This window comes from Chthoniobacterales bacterium (genome assembly GCA_036569045.1).
GTDB lineage: Bacteria > Verrucomicrobiota > Verrucomicrobiia > Chthoniobacterales > JAATET01 > JAATET01.
The window spans coordinates 82194-101386 of sequence record DATCRI010000087.1; the positions used below are offsets into that span (position 1 = coordinate 82194).

Below are 19193 nucleotides of genomic sequence, written 5' to 3' on the forward strand. Positions count from 1 at the left end.
TCCTCCAATTTTCCTTCCAAAAACGTGATCATTCTTCGACGGCACACGAGTAGCAGACCCCAGAGGAAACACAAACTTCGCCGCCTCGCCGGGGCGCTGTTGTGTGTCATCGTCGCCCCCGTCGCGGCGCAGACGGAGCCGACCCCGGCGCCCGCCACCACCTGGCACCTCCTGCCCGAGCCGGCCTTCATGCGGCCCGACTTCGCGACGCCGATCGAGAAGTCGAAGGCCACCGTGCTCACCCCCGCCCTCATCCAGGGCGACGACGTGCGGTATCTCACGAAGGCGGAGGCCGGGCGGCTGAACGTCGACCTGGAATCCGTCCGCCGCATCGCGCTCGCCAACGCCAGCGCCGAGCTCGCGAAACTCACGCCCGAATACGTGCGCGACAGTCACGGCGTCGCGCTCTACGCGCGCCTCACGGCCGAAACGCCCACCGTTTCCAGCGTCGTGCTCGCCCCGGATTTCGCCCGGACCTTTGCCGACGTTCTGGGCCCCGACCTCCTCGTGGCGATCCCGAACCGCTATCGCATCTATGTCTACCCCGCACTGGCCAGCAAGTTCGACCAGACGGCCGACCTCGTGCGCCGCGATTACGAACTCTCCCCCTACCCCGTGAGCACGGAGGTCTTCCGCATCACGCCGAACGGCCTCGTGGCCGTGGGCAAGTTCGAGGAGCCCTGAAGCCTGGCCAAACTGCGGGCTTGTCTCCGTCCCGTTTTTTGGTTCGTCTCATCCCATGAAGGCGATGCTTCTTGGAGCGTTTCTTTGGATGGGCGTCTGCGGCTCGGCCATCGTCCAGGCCGCCAACAATCCCCTGTATCCCTTCGTGGGAAGTTTCCCTGGCAGCACTTCCATCGACTTCGGCGGCGGCTCGGTCTCCACCGGTGCCGGGACGCTGAAGCTGACGGCCCGCAAAACCAATCCAAAGGCGAAGATCACGCTCTCGACCGTGGTCGTCGACCCGATCTTCAACGACGCCACGCCTCTCGACATCACCCTCGCCTTCGACGGCAAGGGCAAGCTCGAGGCCACCGCGGCGACCTACGCGGGCTACACGGCCTCGGGCGCGGGCAAGTATTCCCTCAAGAAAGGCAAGCTCACCTTCTCCGCGACCCTTGTGCTCTCGGACGGCTCCGTCACCGCGACCGTCACGGGCACCCTGAAGTTCACGGCCAAGGCCGCCCGGCTCGACGCCCTCGCCACGTTCGACCCCGGCCCCGGCCCGCAATCGTGGCACGTCCAGTTCAGCGGCAAGAAAAAGAAGAAGGGCTGACTTCGCGCGCGGTTTGCGGCGGCCGGCGGGCGGCGATTCACGCTTCCACCGCGGCGACTGTCCGCCTATTTTCACGGCCCCATGCTCGACGACATCCGGAAAGTTCTCTTCCACGAATCGACGATTCTCAGCCGCCTCGACGAACTCGCCCATGAGATCACGACCGATTATCGCGACAAGGATCTCACCGTCATTGCCATCCTCAACGGCAGTTTCGTCTTCATGGCCGACCTCCTGCGTCGCATTCCGCTGCCGCTCCAGGTCGAGTGCCTCGGTGTCTCGAGCTACCACGGCACCAGGACGACCGGCACGGTGAACTTCCGCCAGAACAGCGTCGCGGATTTCCGGAACCGCCACGTCCTGGTGCTCGACGACATCCTCGACAGCGGGCACACGCTCCACGCCATCATGGAAAAGCTCGGCAGCGGCGGCGCGCTGAGCCTTCGCACCTGCGTCCTCCTGCGCAAGAGCGTCACCCGCGCCCGCGAGGTGGATGCGGATTACGTCGCCTTCGACATTCCGAACGAATTCGTCGTCGGCTACGGCCTCGATTACAACGAGCACTACCGCAACCTCCCGTTCGTCGGCGTGCTGAACGAGGCCGCCATCGCCCGCGGCTAGCGCGTCATTCGCCGGCCTGCAGCCCGACCACCGCGCCAGCATAGCCCGTCATCTCGAGATATCCGCGGCCGGAATGCGTGCCCGTGGCCCGCACGGCGCCTTCCCAATATGCGACCGGACTCAATCGCAGCTCCTGGTCGTCCATTTGCGCTCGCACCTCGATATCGAGGCCCTGCCGCGGCACCCGCACCCGCCACCGCGTCGGATAAACCGCGCCCGTCGCCGGGCTCTTCCACGTCGCGAGCGGCTCCAGCGAAAAATCTCCGTCCGCGATTCGCGTGACGGTGCCGTCGGGGGAAATCCAGCTCCCGCCGGACCACGGATCGCGTCCTCCGCCCTTCAACCGAAGCTGGAAAAGCATCAGCTCCGCGCCGTTATCGAATTGCAGGCTAAGCCAGTCCCAGCCGACCTGATTCGCGGCGAGCTGATTACTGGCCCATTCGTGGTCGAACCAGCTCAGGCCCGCCACGGGAATGCGCTCACCCGATCCAAGCGTGATCGTGCCGCTCGTTTCCAGGCGGGTGAGCGAATAGTAGTGGGAAGCGCGCCCGACGCCGTCGGCCTTCTGGCTCACGCCGTCCACGCCATGAATCGTCGGCGGCTTCACTGTCCGAAGCGTCAGATCGATGGTCTTCTCCGCATCGCGCCCGACGAGGTGAAAGGTCCCGTCCGGTCGCAACTCGAGCGAGCAGCCTTCGATCCACGCCAGGCGCTTCCCGGCGTCGAATCCCGCCTCGGCAAATGCCCCTCGCCGCAGGATCTGCCCAAAAAGGAAGCGGCCGCTGGTGAGATCGGACACCGCGAAGTGCGAAAACTTCAGGTCGTTCGTGAGAAAGCGCGAGCCGCCCTCCCGGCGCTCGGCGGGAGGAATCACGCCCTGCCGGAAGAACGTGAGCTGGTAGCCGAAGTCGCGGGCCTTGCGGCCATCCGTGGCATGGAGGTTGCCCGTGAAATACCACCACTCGGTCTTGAAAGCGGGGTGGTTGCCGTGGTCGCGCGGGAATTCGTAGCGCCAGCCGGGTAGCGCCGGCCGCCAGTCCGCCGCGGAAAGCCCGCCGAGACCGAGAGCGAGCGCCACGAGCGCCAGCCCGGCCTTCATTCGGGCTCGCCGATCAGCCGGCGCGGGGCGAGATCGAGTTCCGGCGGCGTTTCCACCTCGCTGCCGCCCGACGCGGCGCCAAGCTTCTTGAGCTCGCGGGCCTTGGAAAGAACCATGCGCTCGAGGCTGCCGACGGCAGTGTTGTAGGCGGAAGTGGCGGAGTTCAAGCCGCGGCCGATCTTCGCAAAATGCTCGGCGTAGGTGGCGATGCGGTCGTGCAAATCACGGCCGACGTCGCTGATGCGGCGGGCGTTTTCGTTCATCCGCTCCTGCTTCCAGCCGTAATGCACGGCCTGCAGCAGTGCGATCAGCGTCATCGGCGAGGCCGGGATCACGCGGCGCTCGACGGCCCATTCCAGCAGGGCCGGGTCTTTCTCGATCGCGGTGGAGAACGCCGTCTCCAGAGGCATGAACATCACGACGATCTCGGGCGAATTCTCGAACTGCGCCCAGTAGTTCTTCCCGGCGAGGGCCTCGATGTGATTACGCACCTGGCGGGCGTGGCTCTTGAGCTGAAGGGCGCGCGCGGCGTCGTCGGTGACCTCGAGCGCGTTCAGGTAGGCCTCGAGCGCGACCTTGGAATCGACGACCACGGTCTTGCCGCCGGGCAGGTTCACGATGAGGTCGGGACGAAGCCGGCCTCCGTCGGTTTCCACGCTGGTTTGCTGGGTGAAGTCGCAGTGTTCCTGCATGCCGACGAGCTCGACAACGCGGCGGAGCGAAATTTCGCCCCAGCGGCCGCGCGTGGCCGGCGCATGCAGGGCGCGGACGAGGTTCGACGTCTCGGTCTGCAGGCGGACCTGCGTCTCGGCGAGCGTGCCGACCTGCTGGCGCAGCGCGGAATACGCATCCACGCGCTCCTTCTCGAGCGCCCGCACGGCGACGTCGAATTTTTCGAGCTGCTCGCGCATCGGCTTCACAAGGCCATCGACCGCCTCGCGCTTGTGCTCGAAATCGCCGCGCGCCAGCTCGATGAAACGCTGGTTGTTCTCCTGCAGCGCGGCGAGCGAGAGCGCCTTGAATTCCTCGGAAAGCCGCTGCCGGGAGGCGTCCACGAGCGCGAGCTTCTCCGCGGTGGCGGCGCGTTCGGCCTCGAGCTGCGCTTCCAGTCGCACCCGTTCGCGTCCCGATTCCGCCAACCGCATGGCCAGCAGGATCGCCGCAATGGCGAGGGCCAGAACGAGGACGGCCAGGACGACAACGAGCGCTAAATCGGGCATGCGGGGACAAACCTATACGGCGCGCGAAAAAAAAGCGAAATTCCATCGCCGAATGGCCCGAATGCGAGCCTGCGCTCTTGCCGGATGCGCGGATTTCCTTCTACGTTCCGACATTCTCGCGGGCCGCCCCCGAGCGCACCGCTTATCACCTATGAAATTGCTTGTCGTCGACGACCAGAGTCCCGTCGGGGAGATCATCAGCCGCATTGCGCAGCAAAGCGGATGGCAGGCCATTCACACGGTTTCTCCCGACCGCCTCGACGAGATCATCCGCGAAGAAAAGGTGGATGTCCTGCTGCTGGATTTCGCGGTGAACGGGGCGCCGAGTTCCCGCCTGAACGGCCTGACGATCGCCGCCCAGCTTCGCGCCCAGGGTCTCGACACCGTGATCGTCCTTTTCACCGGCTGGCCCGATCTCGTAGACCGCACCGAGGCCACCAGGCTCAAGGTTCTTCGCGTGCTGGAGAAGCCGCTCGGCATCCAGGAACTGCGCCAGGCCCTTAACGAAGCCAAGCGAATCGTTCAGAAAGGCAGCCCGGCCGAAGGGAACTGAATCAGGCGATTTGTCGCTCGGCGAGCACGGCGGCGACCTTCGCGAGCAGCGCGTCGGGATGGAACGGCTTCGCGATGAAGTGCGCCTCGTTGAAGAGTGATTCGTCGTCCCATGCCGTGGCGAACCCACTCATGTAAAGAACCGCCACCTCGGGCCGCTGGGCGAGCACGGTCATGACGACATCGCGACCGGAGATTCCCGGCAGCACGAGATCGGAAAGCACGAGGTCGATCTCCCGCCGTCGCTGCGACCAAAGTTCGATGGCCTCCTCCCCGGTCTCCGCGGCATCCACGACGTAGCCGGCGCGAGTGAGAATGAATCGGGTGAGGTTGCGAATGCTTTCGTCATCTTCGACGAGGAGAATGGTGCGGGTCTCCCGCGGCACGGGAGCGGTGCCGTTGACCTGCGCCGGGGTTTCCTCTTCCGCGCAGGCAGGAAGACAAATGCGCACGATCGTGCCGGCCCCGGGCGCAGCCTCGAACCCGAGCGAGCCGCGCATGCGCTGCACGATCTGGTCGACGATGTAGAGCCCCATGCCGGTGCCCCCTTCGTTTTCGCGCGTGGTGAAAAACGGCTCGAGGACGCGCTGGCGGAGGGCGACGGGAATGCCGCAGCCTTCGTCCCGCACGGTAATCTCGACCATCGCGGCGCCGTTGCCGGCCGCGGGCTGGCAGCCGATCGTAATGACGCCGCCTTCGGGCATGGCGTCGATCGCGTTGAGCACCAGATTCATGAGCATCTGCTCGACGTCACTCGCACTCCCCCACACCCACAGCGGCGCCTCGGCCACGTTCACGCGCACCGTCGCCTTCTTCGCGACGAAGGCCTCGAACAACCGCGCCAGATCATTCACGAGGGCATTGACGTTTACGGGACGATCCTCCACCGAGCGGCGCCGGGCGAGATCGAGGACCTTGCGGGTGAGTTGCGAGGATTGCCGGCAGGCCTGGCCGATCTGCGTGGCGCGGCCCATGATCTCCGCCTCGTCGAGCCCCCCGCCCTCGATCAGTGCGGAATTCAGCTGGATGACGGTGAGAAGATTATTCAGGTCGTGAATGACTGAACTGGAAAGACGCCCGACCATCTCCATCCGCTGGGACTGGATCGCAACGCGCGAGGGGGCACTCATGGATACGGCGATTCTTGCCGGAATTTCCGCTTCTGCCAATCCCGCCGTTCAGAGTTCATTCCGGCTTGCCGACGGGGCATACCTCCTTAGACTCCCTTATCAGAATTCTCTGGTGCCATGGATCCCTCCTTCGACTCCTCGGTCTACGAAGGCTTGCTGGCATTACTCCAGAACGAGTTTCCGAAGACGTGCCCGCGCTGCCGGAAAGTCTATCCCGTGCTGGAGTCCTTTGTGGACCAAACGCTGCCCGTAATGACCGGCACCGGCCTGATGGGTTACGACGTCGGCGCCTCGGAGCAAAGCGTCGCGATGATGCGGAACTGCGTGTGCGGCTCGACGATGGCGACCTTCTGCTGCGACCGCCGCGATACCACGGACGGAGGCCTGCGTCGCCGCGCGATGTTCGAAGGCCTGCTCAATCAGCTCCAGACAAACGGCGTGGACGCCCTTGATGCGCGGGATCAGCTCCTGGCTTTCCTTCGCGGAGAACACAGCCCCTTGCTCGAACGCTTTGGCTTTCGCCAGCATCCGCACAGCCTGCAGCCGCCCTGCTGAGGCTTTCGCAGCTAGATGTTGTCGCCGAGGAAGGTGTGGATGCCGCACTCCGCCTTGTCGAAGCCGGTCCAGCGCCCCGCGCGCTCGCTATCCTGCTCGCCGACCGGCCGCGTGCAGGGCATGCAGCCGATGCTGCGATAGCCGCGGGATTGCAGGACGTTGATGGGGAGATCGTGCTCGCGCAGGTAGGCCTGCACCTCGTCGCGGGTCCATGTCGCCATCGGGTTCAGCTTCAGGATGTGCTGATCGTGCAACACGTCGAACTTGTAGAGCTCGGCGATCCTGGTCTTCGTCCGCGTCTCGGACTGCTGTCGGCGCAGGCCGGTGATCCAGACGTCGAGCGACTTCAGCTTGTTCTGCAGCGGAATGACCTTCCGCATGGTGCAGCAGAGGTCGGGATAGCGGTTCCAGAGCTCCGGGCCGTGCTCGGCAGCCTGCTCGTCGACGGTCTGCTCGGGATGGAGCGACTCGATCTGCACGCCGAGGCGCGCCTCGAGTTTGGCCTTGAGCTCCAGGGTCTCGGGAAACAGCAGGCCGGTATCGATCGTGAAGATCGGGAAGCGGAAGCCGTTCTCGTAGGCGGTGTGCATCACGACGATGCCCGCACCCTGAAAACTCGTGCCGATCGCCGCCTTCTCGCCGTAGGTCTCCCACCCCCACCGGAGAATCTCCACCAACGGGGCAGTTTCAAACTCGTCCGCCTTGCGGTGGATGACGTCGGGATCGAACTTCGTGAGTGACATGGGCTTTCACGCGGAGACGACGAAGCGCGGAGAAGGAATTTCCCCGCGCCCGTCGAGTCCTGGCGTGAGTCTTTCTTACAGCGACTTTGCCGCCGCGACAACGGTCTCCGGTGTCATACCGAGTTCCTTGAACACGGTGGCACCCGGCGCACTGAGGCCGAAACGGTCGATCGCGACCGTCTTGCCGTCGAGGCCGACATACTTGAACCAGGGCGTGGAAATGCCCGCCTCGATGCTCACGCGCTTGCGGCAGGTCGAGGGCAGGACTTCCTCCTTGTAGGCAGCGTCCTGGGCATCGAAACGCTCGAAGCAGGGGATCGAGACGACGCGCGTGCCGGCGCCGAGCTCATCGGCGGCCTTCAGCGCGTGCTGCAGCTCGCTGCCGCTGGCGAGGAGGATCGTCTCCAGCGCGGCGGTTTCCTTGCGAGCGATATAGCCGCCCTTGAAGACGCCTTCGCGACGGGTCGCGACGGGAATTTCCGTGAGCGTGGGCAGATTCTGGCGGCTGAGGACGAGCATCGTCGGCCCGGTGGTCTTCTCGAAGGCCGCGGCGAACGCGCCGGCGGTTTCCTCGGGATCCGCGGGACGGATGACGTCGAGGCCGGGGATGGCGCGCAGGGCGGCGACGGTTTCCACGGGCTCGTGGGTCGGGCCGTCCTCACCCACACCGACGGAATCGTGCGTGAAGATGTAGACGCAGGGCAGCTTGGAGAGCGCGGCGAGACGGATCGACGGGCGGCCATAATCGCTGAAGACGAGGAACGTCGCGCCGGACGGACGGAAGATGCCGTCGTAGGCGAAGCCGTTCATGATGCCGCACATGGCGTGCTCGCGAATGCCGAAGTGGATGTTGCGGCCCTCGTGGTTCTGGCGGTCGAAGTTGCCGCCGCCCTCGATGTAGTTGAGCGTGGAGCCGTGGAGGTCGGCGCTGCCGCTGATGACGAGCGGCATGGCCTTCGCGACGGACTGCAGCACGACGCTGCCAGCCTTGCGGGTAGCGATGGATTCGTCGGGCTTGAATTCCGGAATCGCGGCAAGGAGATCGGGCACCTTGCAGGCCTTGGCGTCGGAGAGCTCTTTGGCGAGATCGGCGTTGCCGGCTTCCCACGCGGCGAATTTCTTCTGCCACTCGGCATAGGCGGCCTTGAGCGTCTCCTTGTGCGCGGCGAAATAGGCGGTCGTCTTCGGATCGACGTAGAATTTCTCAGCGGGCAGGCCGAGTCCGGCGCGGGCGCTGTCGGCAAACTTCACGCCGGCCTCGCCGTGCGCCTTGTTCGTGCCTTCCACCTCGGGAATGCCCTTGCCGATCATCGTCTTCGCGATGATGAATTGCGGCTTGCCGCTCGTGGAGGCTTTCGCCTTCTCGAAGGTCGAAATGACCTCGGCGAGGTTGTTGCCGTCGATCTGGTGGACTTCCCAGCCGATCGCCGCGTAGCGCGCAGCGGCGTCCTCGCTCTGAGAAACGGGGCCCATCGCGTCGAGGGTGACGTTGTTGGCGTCGTAGAAAAGGATCAGGTTATCGAGGCCGAGGTGGCCGGCGAGGGCCGAGGCCTCCATCGCCACACCTTCCTGGAGGCAACCGTCGCCCGCGAGGCAGACGATGTGGTTATCGAAAATGCTGTGCTCGGCGGTGTTGAACTTCGCCGCGGCCATCTTGCCGGACATCGCGTAGCCGACGGCGTTCGACACGCCCTGGCCGAGCGGACCAGTGGTCGCTTCGACACCGGGGGTCTCGAAGTGTTCGGGGTGACCGGGCGTCTTGCTGTGGAGCTGACGGAAGTTCTTCAGATCATCGAGGCTGAGGTCGAAGCCGGAAAGGTGCAGCCAGCTGTAGAGGAACATCGATCCGTGGCCGGCCGAGAGGATGAAGCGATCGCGGTTGATCCAGTTCGGATCCTCGGGATTGACGGAGAGCGCGTAGCCATAGAGCGCGGCGCCGATTTCCGTGGCGCCGAGCGGAAGACCAAGGTGGCCCGACTTGCAGGCGGTAACGGCGTCAAGGGCGAGACCGCGGGCGTCGCGGCAGGCCAGCGAAAGGGATTCGATATCAATGCTCATGGGTCTGTGATTGCTGTGAACGAGAAAATGGGACCCCCCGCCTCATGGCAAGCCCTCGTTTCCCGAAACCGCGAAACATTCACCGTCCAATGATGAATTCCGCTCATCGCGGCGTCAGTTTTCACTACGGCACCCAGAAAACGACCGCCATTCCGACCATGTAGGCCACGCTCACGATCCAGGCGGAGCGGTAGTCGATCTGGTCTGCCAGCGAATGGCTGCGTTCGTTGAGATATTTGGCGAAGATGCTTTCCACCGCGACGATCAGCAGCACGACATACGTGAGCAGGAACGCGTAATCGATGCGGGTGAAATACGAAATCTTCGGGAGGTCGTCGTTCACCGCGAGACTTTGCGCCGTGACTGTCAGCAGGCAGGTGAGCACCTGGGCGACCCGCTCGGTGAGCGTTTCCTGATCCCAGAAAAAACAGGTGAGGGCGAAAAATGTGACCAGGCCGAGCGGAAAGATGATCCCCCAGATGTAGAACCATGGGTTGCGCTGCACGAGGATCGTCGAGGTGAAGCGCGAGTAGTTGTCGCCCGTGACATAGCGCTCCTCGGCGACGCGGGAGGTCACGGGCGAAGAGTGGTCGAGCAGCCAGCCGCTGATTTCCAGTTTCTCGTTCACGTGCCGCGGATTCTCGACGGCCACGAGCTGCACTTCGCTGGCATTCCAGAGGAAACTCTCGAGTTTCACCGAGAGCCGCTGGCGGTCGAACGGGAACCGGCTGAGTTCCATCGGCGAGCTGAAGTTCGCGGTGAGGCGCACCTCGTATTCGACCTGGCCGTCGGCGTAGATCGTGAGGGATTCCGCCTCGATCTGCGGATCGCCCGAGAGGTTCGAGACGGTGACGGCGGGCGTCCACATCTCCGCAAGCTGCTCCTGGGCCTTTGCGCCGGTGTAGAGCGCGCGGTCGGCGCCAAACGCCTTCGCATCGAAGGCCATGCGGGAGTCGCGCCATTTCACGTCGAAATACAGCGAGGCGCCGAATGTCTCTTCCGCGCCGTTCACGGAAGTGACGTCGAGCAGGAAGTAGTCGACCAGCACGGGCACGGGACCGTGGCGATCCGGCGGCAGGTCCACCATGCGACGCGCGGGATCGGGCACGAACTCCGCCAACGCGGCGCCCGCAAACAGCAGCCAGCAGCCCAACAGGACGAGGACGCGCATCAATGCCGATTTCCGAGAAAGACCACGCCGACTCCGGAAATAATCAGCACCGCGCCAAGGACGGTGGCGGCATTGAACTGCGTCTCGCGGAAGAAGAGCCACGCGAAGAATGCAACGAAGAGCGGATACGAAATCTCGATCAGCGAGGCGACCGTCGCGTTTTTCTCGCCGATCGCCATGTAGATGAGGAGCGCGCCAACGCCGGAGGTGATCACCGCAATGACGAGCCACACCCAGTCCTTGCCGATGCCGCGGATCTCGTCCGGAAACGTGGCGAGCCTGCCCGAGGCCGCGAGCGCGCCGAATCCCATCAGCGCGCCGACCACCGCGTAGAGCGTGAAGAAGACGATGGGAGAAACTCCGCGCTCGATGGCGCGACCGCTCGCCGCGTAGCTGATTCCCCAGATCACCGCAGCCGACAATGCGTAGACGAACCACATGGCCGCGACGCTAGCTGGCGCGGCGGCGGTTGGAAAGCCGTCTCCGTCGCGCAAGCACGATCACCAGCAGCACGGCACCCAGCGCCGCGCCCCATTCGCCAGGCTCGGGCACCGCGGTCACCGTCCAGGCCAGTCCGTAAGTCTCGCTCGTGAGCGTGCCGGGCAAATCGTAAATGACGTCGTCGAAAGTCACCCGCAGCCCATAGGTGCCGACGCCAAGGCCGAAGCGCAGGAATTCCGAGTTGTTGTAAAGACTCTCCGAACTCGCCACAGGCTCGACGAACGCGCCGTCGACCACGGTCCACACGCTCAGGTCGAGATTCGCAAAACTTCCGGAGAGCGGGATCAGGTTGAGAGCGTCGAAAGTCTCGTTCACGAACCAGTTGAGCGACACGGTCAGGACGACCGGCTCGTCGAACGCCAGGTCGAAGAGGTAGGAGTTCGCGCCGCCCTTTGCCACGGCGCCGATGTCCCAGCCCTCGAGGGCGATCACGCCGCCGCCGAGCCCGGCGACGTCGGTTGTTCCGCCCACGTAGATCGCAGCCGCGTTCGCGAGATCCATCGCCCCGGCACCGACCTTGGCATCGAGCGATTGCGTCGTGATCAGCTCGCCGTCGACCTCGTGCAGGCCGTTATCCCAGCCGACCGTTTCGGCTGCGGCCGCCATCAGGACGGACTTGATCACCCGTGTATCGCGCGCCTCGGACTGGCCGACAAGATAGACGCCGCCGTAGGAGACGTCCTTGAGCAGGGCCACCCCGCCGGCCACCACCGGGGAGGCGAAACTCGTGCCGGATGCCTCCACGAAAAACAGATCCGTCGCCGGATTTGCGGTGTCCCAGTATTCCGCGAGCGAGCCCGTCTTCCCGAGGTAGGCCGCGAGCGCGAAATCCTCGCCCGGCGCGGCGATCGAGACGGCCGCGCGCACGCCGGTGAGCGTAACCCCGGTCGCGGGATTGTAAAAATCCGCCGCGGCGCCGGAGGAGAAATCCGACGGCCGCCGGAAGGGCACGGCGTCCGCGGCGCCGCCGAGCGAACCGACGGTGATTCCGTTGAAGCCCGTGCCCGGCGCGACGGTCGGCCCTTCGTTGCCCGCAGCTCGCACGAAGGTCACCGTGGGATTCGCCGCCGAGAGCGCGTCGAGGATGCGATTCTCCTTCGACGTGGCGGCGGGGTCCGCGAAGCCCCAGCTGCTGTTGATGACATCGGCCTTCCCACCGACCGAGCCCTCGAAAAACGCGCGATAGGGCGTGAGAAACGATTCGTCCGAAATCTCGAAGGAGCCGATATTTTCCGGAGTGTGGTCGAAGGACGTCGCGATCGCGCCGGACCACAGCGTCGCCAGCGGCGCGATGCCCGCGCCGAAGAGCGAGAGGTTGCCGGCGCCATCATCCGCCGTGCCGGCGAGGACGTTGCCGACCATCGTTGCGTGGTAGTCGATGTCGCCGAGATCGGGGGCCGTGACGGGATCCCGCGCCGCGTTAACGAGCACCGAAGGCGCGTTCGGCAGGCCAAAGAACGAGCGGTCGAAGACATCGTGACCACTCCAGACGTGGCCAGCCTCGACATTGGCGATGACGACGTGCGTCCCGAGATAGCCGGCGTCGTAGAAGATGTTCGCGCCAACGAGGTCATTGATGACCTGCGGGGCCGTGAAGCCGCTGCTGCTGTCGTAGGGCGAGCTGATGATCGCCCGGGCCGGATCGCCGGCAACCGCCGCCGCAATGGCGAGCGTCGTCGCCAGCAAGCGAGCCCGGAAAGAACGCACCACAACCTCCATCACGTCACGGCGTCAGTTCGCCGTGCGGACTTTATGGAACAATCGGATCGGCCAGTCGAGCACCACGCCAAGGGCGAGCAGCACGAGCGGCCAGGCCGGCGCGAAATACCGCGTGTGCTCGATGCCTACGAGGTAGGTCGCGAGCAAGGCGCCGCTCATCAGCACGACCCAGCCGCCGAGCGGCCGCAGATAGGGCGGGAAAAGCGCGAGCAGACCGCCGACCACGGTCAGCCAGCCCACCGGAGTCAGCCGGCATTGCGCGAGCGACCAGCCCGACGCCTCCGGCCGGGTGATCAATTCTCCGCCGGCGCTGTAAGTGCGCACGTAGTTCTTCAGCCAGCCCGCGGCAGCCGAGTCCGGATGCGGCGAGATCCAGCTGCGGAAGGTCGCGGCGTCCGGCAATGGAGCGTCCTTGGGCAGGCCGAACGCGAGTTTCACCATGCTCTGGGGATTGCGCGCGCGGGCCAGCTGCTCGGTGAAACGATCGCCGAAATACGTGGCGTCGAACCGGTCGTCCTTGAAGTCATCCATGTTCGCCGAGCCCGCCAGCCGCTTCAGCCCGATGTAGAGAAACAAATCCGGCCGGGCGCGGATCGCCTCGAAAGCGAGGTCGTGGTAGAGGCGGTTCAGCGCGGCATCGTCCTTCGCGAGCGCCTTCCAGAGCGGCCGCTCGGGATGATTCTCCGGCTCGCGGAGGAAGTCGTGCACCTGATCGTCCTCGTCGTTGTAAAAATCGAGCCGCGCTCGCTTTTCGAGCACAAGGTCGCGAATCTGCGCCTTGTATTCGGCGTGCTTCGGCGTGTCGACCTGCGTGAGCGGGAAGACCGTCGTGTAAAGCAGCCACGCGCTCTGGTCGTCGTCGCCCACCGTCAGGCCCGCGAAAAACAGTGCCGCGAGCGCGACCCATTCCCGCCAGCGCAGCACGCGCCACGCCGCCACGATCACCAGCGCGATCGCGATGCCGGGCCAGAAGAATTTCACCGACGGCTTCGTGAGCACCATGATCGCGAGCGGCACGAAGAACGCCCACCACAGCCGCCGCGCTCGCGCGAGGTCTGCCTGGCTCACCCACGCCGCCCAGCCCGCCATCGCCCACACCACGCAATCGAAGTAGATCGTGTCGGCGATGAGCTCGTGCTCATACCACAGGAAGACCGGCAGGCCGGCGTAGAGCACGGTGAGCGGCACGAGCAGCACCTTCCACCCCGCGAAGATGCGCCGCACGAAATACGCGAAGGCCACGACCGTCGCGAGGCCCAGGCCAGCCTGGATCCACGCAACCGCGCGCAGCGCCGAGCCGGGAAGGATCGTGATCGGCAACAGAAAGAGCGGGTAGAGGTATCGCCGCTTCTCGTTGAGACTGAAATACCCCTCGGTGAGCGCGCCATTCGTGAAGCCGAAATAGCTCCGCGAATCGCTGCCCCAATAGGCGTAGGGCGAGTAATGAAGCAGGATGAGTCGGAGCGCGGCGCCGAAAAGCAGCGCCGGAATGGCCCATAGCAGGGCGTCCCGCAGGAGCGGATGCCGTTGCCAGAACCGGGAGATCGCGCTCATCGCGAAGGGCTCGCGAACCCGTATTTCACGATCGCCACGAGCGCGCGCACGCCGTCCTTCCAGCCGATTTTCTTGCCCTCGGCGTAGGTGCGGCCCCGGTAGCTCACGCTTACCTCGTAGATGCGCACGCCGAGGCGGGCGACCTTGGCCGTAATCTCCGGCTCGAGACCAAAGCGGTTCTCCTCGATCGTGAATCGATCGATCACCGGCCGGCGAAACACTTTGTAGCAGCACTCCATGTCGGTAAGATTCAGGTTCGTCACCATGTTCGAGAACAGCGTGAGCACATTGTTCCCCAGCGAATGCCAGAAATAGAGCACGCGATGCGCCTCGGAGCCGATGAAGCGCGAGCCGAACACCACGTCCGCGTGATCGTCGAGAATCGGCCGGATCAGGCGCGGATAATCCGCGGGATCGTATTCCAGGTCGGCATCCTGGATCAGCACGATGTCCGCCTCCGCTTTGGCCAGGCCGGAGCGCACGGCGGCGCCCTTGCCGGCATTGCGTTCATGCCGCAGCACCGTGATGCGGGAGTCCTCCGCCGCGAGGGCCTGCGCCGCCGCGTGCGAGGCATCGGTCGAGCAATCGTCCACGATCACGACCTGCGCCACGCAGGGCTGCCTCAGCACCGCACCGACCACCCGGGGCAGCGTGGCAGCCTCGTTGAAAAGCGGAATCACGACGCTGACACAGCGGGGCTCGGGATCGGAATCTGGCATCGGAACCCCGGAGATTGGAGGGGTTTTCGTGATTTTGCAAATTGCGTCTCATGACAAATGAGTAATTACCGCGGCCGCATCGCCCCCACCCCGACCGGCCTGCTGCACGCGGGCCACGCCGGAACGTTCCGCCTCGCCCACGACCGGGCTCGCGCCGCTGGCGGACACCTCATCCTGCGCGTGGAGGATCTGGACCCTCCCCGCTGCCGGCCGGAATTCACCGCCGCCTGTCTCGAGGACCTCGCGTGGCTCGGCCTCTCCTGCGACGAAGGTCCGATTTTTCAGAGTCAACGCCGGGAGGTCTTCCTCGAGGCATGGCGACAGCTGCGCGACGGCGGGTTCATCTATCCCTCCCCGCATTCCCGTCGCGACGTCGAGCAGGCGGCCACCGCTCCTCACGAAGAAGAACCGATCTTTCCGACCGAATGGCGCCGTCCCGCCGCCGACGCGCTGGCCTGGGAACACCCCGCTGGCACGAACTGGCGCTTCCGCGTGCCGGATGGCGAGACGATGGCCTTCGTCGATGGCCGGTGCGGCCCCACCGAGCGCGTCGCCGGCCGCGATTTCGGCGATTTCGTGATCTGGCGCCGCGACGATGTGCCCGCCTACGAACTCGCCGTGGTCGCCGATGACATCGCGATGGGAATCACCGAAGTCGTCCGCGGCGAAGACCTCCTTACCTCCACCGCCCGTCAGATGCTGATTTACCGAGCCCTCGGCGCAACGCCGCCGGCCTTCTTCCATTGTCCGCTCGTGCGCGACGCCTCCGGGCGCCGGCTCGCCAAGCGCGACGCGGCCCTCAGCCTGCGCGCCCTGCGCGAGGCCGGCTGCGATCCCCATCGATTACCCGTCGCACCGCCCGCGCAATCCTGAGGGCGTTGGGCGAGTCCGCGTGCACGCAGATCGTATCGCCCCGCAATCCCGGCACGCGACTCGCAACCTCGCGCGGATCGAGAATCAGATCGCCAGGTTCGCCCCGCGGAACGAGCGACCCATCCGGCCGATAGCCGCGCTCGGCGAACACCTCCGCCAGGGCGCGCACTCCCGCCGTTCGCGCAGTGGCGACCACCCGCCCACCGGCTTGCGCGACAATCGCCGTCCGTGGAAAAATTCCTCCGATGGTCTCCACGTAGACCTGCGCCAGCGTGGAAGACCTCTCCACCGCGTGATACAGCGCACCGTGGAGCTTCACGTGGTGCAATTTCGCGCCGGCCGTCCGGCACATCGCGGCAAACCCGCCCACCTGCTGCACGAGCAGCAGCGCCAGCGCCTCGGGCGTCACATCCGCCTCTCCGCGGCCAAACTCCCCGGCGAGACCGGGGTGAGCACCAACCTTCACGCCCTCCGCCCGCGCTCGCTCGATCACGAGATACATCGAGGCCGCCGTGCCGGCATGGCCACCACAGGCGATATTCGCAAGGTCCACGAGCCCCAGCAGCGCCCGGGTGCGGGCCATCGACTCGTCCTCTCCGAGATCGGCATTCAACGTCATTGCGCGCATACCATGCGGAATCGCACGCCCGGCCGGCATTGTGCCAGCCAGGAAAGCGACTCTCCGTCGACGATGCCGATTTTCGGATAGCCGCCCACGGTCGGTCCGTCGCGCATCGTCACGATCGGCTGGCCATTCGGAGGCACCTGGATCGAGCCGACAAGCACCGGCTCGCTGCGCAGTTCGCCGGCCGGAGCATTCATCCGCGCGCCTTCCAGCCGGTAACCCACGCGGTCGCTGCGGTTCGAGACCTCCCAGTCCGCGCTGAAAAATCCGGCCCGCTCCATGCCGTCGAACCCTTCCCACTGCGGCCCGGGCCACACGCGCATCGGCGGTGGGTCGGCATAATTCCGCCGCTCGCTCCAATACACCCACGCGTCGCCGATCCTTGCACCGGTAGCCTCGCCGTTCGCCCCGAGCCGGTCGCCGGACATCAGGTCCCGTCCGATCCCACCTCGCGGATACGCGCTCACGCTGCCGAGCAGGCATTCGCCGGCAAAGCCGCCCTCGACCGCGAGATACGTCCAGAGGCCGGATTGATTCCGGGGAAAAGCCAGCCGCTCGCCAGCCTCCAGCGTGCGCGCGCACCACGCCGGCACCACCGCGCCCGCCTCCGCTCCAGCGACGGCAAATCGCCGCGTCTTCAGCACATGAAACTCCGCGCCCTGCATCAGCAGCTCCAGCACCGGAGCGCTTTCCGGATTGCCGACGAGGCGGTTCGCCCATGCGGCCGCGTGAGGGTCCATCACGCCACTGGGCGGCACGCCGAAGCGTTTCCAGCCGCGCCGGCCGAGATCCTGCAGACTCGCGCCGAGGCCCGTTTTGATGATCTCCAGCACCTCCATGGCTCAGTCGACCGGCACGAATTTCACCTGGTCGCCGGCCCGCAGCAGAAACATCGCCTCGTCGTCCGGCTCGCGCCGCGCGGGGTCGAACAGCCGCACGTCGGTGCGCCCGATCAGGTGCCAGCCGCCCGGGCTTTCGATGCTGTAGATGCCGGTGTGACTGCCGCCGATCGCCACCGATCCCACAGGCACGCGCGGCCGGGGATTTGCGCGGCGTGGCGTGTGCAACCGGGGATCGAGTCCGTCCAGATAGGGAAACCCGGGCGCAAACCCGAGCAGCGCGACATCGTAAACCGGCGTTGCATGCCGCTCGACGACCTCCTCCACGCTCAGTTCGCACCGCGCAGCCAGCTCGGCCAGGTCCTCGCCGTCGTAGCGCACGGGGATCTCGTGCCGGCGCGCCTCCCGCGCAGGCAACGGCTCCAGGGCCTCGAACTCCCGCGCCCAGCGCCTTGCGAGTTCTTCCGGATCGTCGCCATTCGAGAACTCGAGGAGCACCTTGTCGAACGCGATGGAGAAATCCGCAAACTCAGCCGGATCGCCCTGCTCCAGCCGGCGTTGGATGGCTCGACCCCGCGCCTTGGTCGCGGCGGCGTCCGCCTCCGCAAACTCGATGAGCGCGGCCCGGGGGCCGAGGGGCATCCACTTCATGCCGGCGAGCAAACCAGATTCGCCTTGCGAGACCAATCATTCCCGATTGAAGTCGCGTCCATGGCTCTTCCTATCGGCACCAAGGCTCCGGATTTCACCCTCAAGACCATGACCCCCGACGGCCTCGCGGATCTTTCGCTGAGCGCCAGTCTCGCGGAATCGAACGTCGTGCTGCTCTTCGTCCCTGCCGCCTTCACGAGCGTCTGCACCGCCGAACTCTGCGAAGTCTCCGGCGGCCTCGGCAAATACGCGGATCTCAACGCCAAGGTCATCGGCATCAGCGTGGATACGCCGTTCGCGCAGGACGCCTGGGCAAAGAAGGAACACATCACCATCCCGCTCGCCAGCGATCTCAACAAGACGGTGACGAACGCCTACGACGTGCTTTTCCCGAATCTCGCCGGCATCGGCGACACCTCGGCCCGCGCCGCCTTCGTGATCAACAAGGAAGGCACGATCGTCTACAGCGAGCAGACGCCCACGCCGAAGGAGCTGCCGAGCTTCGAGAAGATCGAAGCGGCATTGAAAGCGCTTTAAGCTCCTCGAGATCCGTCAAAATGATTCATTTTTTAATTTGAAATGAATCATTTATCCTCTATTATTGAGGAATGAGAATCAGCGTGGACATCGACGATTCGACGTTGGAGGAGGTCATGGCCTTGACCGGGGAGAAGAACAAAAGTCCCGCCATGGCCAAGGCTCTCACGGAGTTCGTGCGGCGGGCCCGGGCGCGGGAGTTCGGGCGGCTGATCCGGGAGGGTGCTTTCGATTACCCCGATCCCGAGCCCGGCGACTCCGCCAATCCCGTGCCGCCGCTGCGCCCGGAATAGAGCGTCATGGTGCTGGTGGATTCGTCGGCGTGGATCGAGGCGTTCCGCCGCAAGGGACAACTCGAAGTGAAGCTCGCCATCGAGGGGCTGCTGGATGCCTACGAGGCGCAGTGGTGCTCTCCGGTGCGGCTCGAAGTGCTCGGCGGGGCCCGAAGCGAGGAGCGGGCCCGGCTCGGCCGGCATTTTTCCGTGGTGCCCTACCGCGCCTGCGCGGAGGCGGACTGGGACCGTTCCATTTCCCTTGCCTGGAAGCTGCGCGACCAAGGGCTCACCGTGCCCTGGCTCGATGTCGTCATCGCCGCGCTCGCCCTGCACGACAACGTCCGCCTCTACACGCTCGACGGTCATTTCTCCCGCATCGCCGAGATCACCGGCCTGCGCCTCTATCAGCCCGGCTACGCCGGCACGTTCGTGCCCGAAAACGAAAGCTAGGTCTTCCCGCCCCCTGCTCCGGGCG

Annotated in this window: 22 protein-coding genes; 9 read left to right on the plus strand and 13 right to left on the minus strand. The window is 65.4% G+C overall.

Annotated elements, in window-relative coordinates:
- Positions 1-24 precede the first annotated feature (24 nt).
- From VIM61_15730 to hpt, 3 genes are all read left to right on the plus strand, one after another.
- Positions 25-684, plus strand: coding sequence for a hypothetical protein (locus tag VIM61_15730; GenBank protein HEY8901862.1), 660 nt, complete (start codon positions 25-27; stop codon positions 682-684).
- A gap of 55 nt (positions 685-739) precedes the next feature.
- A complete protein-coding gene (locus VIM61_15735; protein ID HEY8901863.1) occupies positions 740-1276 on the plus strand; it encodes a hypothetical protein in 537 nt (178 codons plus the stop codon).
- Between the two features lie 81 nt (positions 1277-1357).
- A complete protein-coding gene (hpt, locus tag VIM61_15740) occupies positions 1358-1897 on the plus strand; it encodes a hypoxanthine phosphoribosyltransferase (GenBank protein ID HEY8901864.1) in 540 nt (179 codons plus the stop codon).
- Between the two features lie 4 nt (positions 1898-1901).
- Here the strand turns inward: hpt and VIM61_15745 are convergent, their stop codons facing one another.
- On the minus strand, positions 1902-2996 hold the full coding sequence (locus tag VIM61_15745) for a lipocalin family protein (GenBank protein HEY8901865.1): 1095 nt from the start codon (positions 2994-2996) through the stop codon (positions 1902-1904).
- Positions 2993-4216: a DNA recombination protein RmuC gene (locus VIM61_15750; GenBank protein ID HEY8901866.1), complete on the minus strand. Its 1224-nt coding sequence runs from the start codon at positions 4214-4216 to the stop codon at positions 2993-2995. The genes VIM61_15745 and VIM61_15750 overlap by 4 nt, the downstream gene beginning before the upstream one ends.
- 151 nt (positions 4217-4367) lie before the next feature.
- On the opposite strand from VIM61_15750, the gene VIM61_15755 reads away from it, so the two are divergent.
- Positions 4368-4769: a response regulator gene (locus VIM61_15755; GenBank protein ID HEY8901867.1), complete on the plus strand. Its 402-nt coding sequence runs from the start codon at positions 4368-4370 to the stop codon at positions 4767-4769.
- Between the two features lies 1 nt (position 4770).
- On the opposite strand, the gene VIM61_15760 is transcribed toward VIM61_15755, so the two are convergent.
- The gene (locus tag VIM61_15760) at positions 4771-5898 is read right to left on the minus strand and encodes an ATP-binding protein (protein HEY8901868.1); all 1128 of its coding nucleotides are present in this window, start codon (positions 5896-5898) and stop codon (positions 4771-4773) included.
- A gap of 117 nt (positions 5899-6015) precedes the next feature.
- On the opposite strand from VIM61_15760, the gene VIM61_15765 reads away from it, so the two are divergent.
- Positions 6016-6453, plus strand: a complete 438-nt coding sequence (locus tag VIM61_15765; protein HEY8901869.1) for a hypothetical protein — start codon at positions 6016-6018, stop codon at positions 6451-6453.
- Between the two features lie 11 nt (positions 6454-6464).
- Here VIM61_15765 and VIM61_15770 read toward each other — a convergent pair whose 3' ends face one another.
- The 7 genes from VIM61_15770 to VIM61_15800 form a co-directional block, all read right to left on the minus strand.
- On the minus strand, positions 6465-7196 hold the full coding sequence (locus tag VIM61_15770; GenBank protein ID HEY8901870.1) for a phosphoadenylyl-sulfate reductase: 732 nt from the start codon (positions 7194-7196) through the stop codon (positions 6465-6467).
- 75 nt (positions 7197-7271) lie between these two features.
- Entirely contained in the window at positions 7272-9254 is a 1983-nt protein-coding gene (tkt, locus tag VIM61_15775) for a transketolase (protein HEY8901871.1), read from the minus strand.
- A 124-nt stretch (positions 9255-9378) separates the two neighbouring features.
- Complete coding sequence (locus VIM61_15780; protein ID HEY8901872.1) at positions 9379-10425, minus strand: hypothetical protein; 1047 nt, start codon at positions 10423-10425, stop codon at positions 9379-9381.
- On the minus strand, positions 10425-10865 hold the full coding sequence (locus VIM61_15785; protein ID HEY8901873.1) for an EamA family transporter: 441 nt from the start codon (positions 10863-10865) through the stop codon (positions 10425-10427). Before VIM61_15785 ends, VIM61_15780 begins: the two co-directional genes overlap by 1 nt.
- Positions 10866-10875: 10 nt before the next feature.
- Positions 10876-12636, minus strand: a complete 1761-nt coding sequence (locus VIM61_15790) for a S8 family serine peptidase (protein HEY8901874.1) — start codon at positions 12634-12636, stop codon at positions 10876-10878.
- Positions 12637-12657: 21 nt separating this feature from the next.
- Positions 12658-14199: a hypothetical protein gene (locus tag VIM61_15795; protein ID HEY8901875.1), complete on the minus strand. Its 1542-nt coding sequence runs from the start codon at positions 14197-14199 to the stop codon at positions 12658-12660.
- Positions 14196-14918 carry a glycosyltransferase family 2 protein gene (locus VIM61_15800; protein ID HEY8901876.1) on the minus strand — a complete coding sequence of 241 codons (723 nt, stop codon included), beginning with the start codon at positions 14916-14918 and terminating at the stop codon, positions 14196-14198. The genes VIM61_15795 and VIM61_15800 overlap by 4 nt, the downstream gene beginning before the upstream one ends.
- A 57-nt stretch (positions 14919-14975) precedes the next feature.
- Here VIM61_15800 and VIM61_15805 point away from each other — a divergent pair, with 57 nt between their 5' ends.
- Positions 14976-15791, plus strand: coding sequence for a glutamate--tRNA ligase family protein (locus tag VIM61_15805; GenBank protein ID HEY8901877.1), 816 nt, complete (start codon positions 14976-14978; stop codon positions 15789-15791).
- Here VIM61_15805 and VIM61_15810 read toward each other — a convergent pair.
- From VIM61_15810 to pxpB, 3 genes are read right to left on the minus strand one after another with little or no spacing between them, the layout of a single operon-like run.
- Positions 15718-16419 (minus strand): 5-oxoprolinase subunit PxpA, encoded by a 702-nt coding sequence (locus VIM61_15810; protein HEY8901878.1) that lies wholly within the window; start codon positions 16417-16419, stop codon positions 15718-15720. The two genes, VIM61_15805 and VIM61_15810, sit on opposite strands and share 74 nt — an antisense overlap.
- Entirely contained in the window at positions 16407-17255 is an 849-nt protein-coding gene (locus tag VIM61_15815; GenBank protein HEY8901879.1) for a biotin-dependent carboxyltransferase family protein, read from the minus strand. Before VIM61_15815 ends, VIM61_15810 begins: the two co-directional genes overlap by 13 nt.
- Before the next feature lie 3 nt (positions 17256-17258).
- Positions 17259-17906 carry a 5-oxoprolinase subunit PxpB gene (pxpB, locus tag VIM61_15820; protein HEY8901880.1) on the minus strand — a complete coding sequence of 216 codons (648 nt, stop codon included), beginning with the start codon at positions 17904-17906 and terminating at the stop codon, positions 17259-17261.
- Between the two features lie 60 nt (positions 17907-17966).
- Between pxpB and VIM61_15825 the strand changes: the two genes are divergently transcribed.
- The 3 genes from VIM61_15825 to VIM61_15835 all read left to right on the plus strand — a co-directional run bounded on the left by VIM61_15825 (position 17967) and on the right by VIM61_15835 (position 19168).
- A complete protein-coding gene (locus VIM61_15825) occupies positions 17967-18443 on the plus strand; it encodes a redoxin domain-containing protein (protein HEY8901881.1) in 477 nt (158 codons plus the stop codon).
- A gap of 71 nt (positions 18444-18514) precedes the next feature.
- Positions 18515-18736, plus strand: coding sequence for a type II toxin-antitoxin system VapB family antitoxin (locus tag VIM61_15830; protein ID HEY8901882.1), 222 nt, complete (start codon positions 18515-18517; stop codon positions 18734-18736).
- 6 nt (positions 18737-18742) lie between these two features.
- Positions 18743-19168, plus strand: coding sequence for a PIN domain-containing protein (locus VIM61_15835; protein ID HEY8901883.1), 426 nt, complete (start codon positions 18743-18745; stop codon positions 19166-19168).
- Positions 19169-19193: the final 25 nt, after the last annotated feature.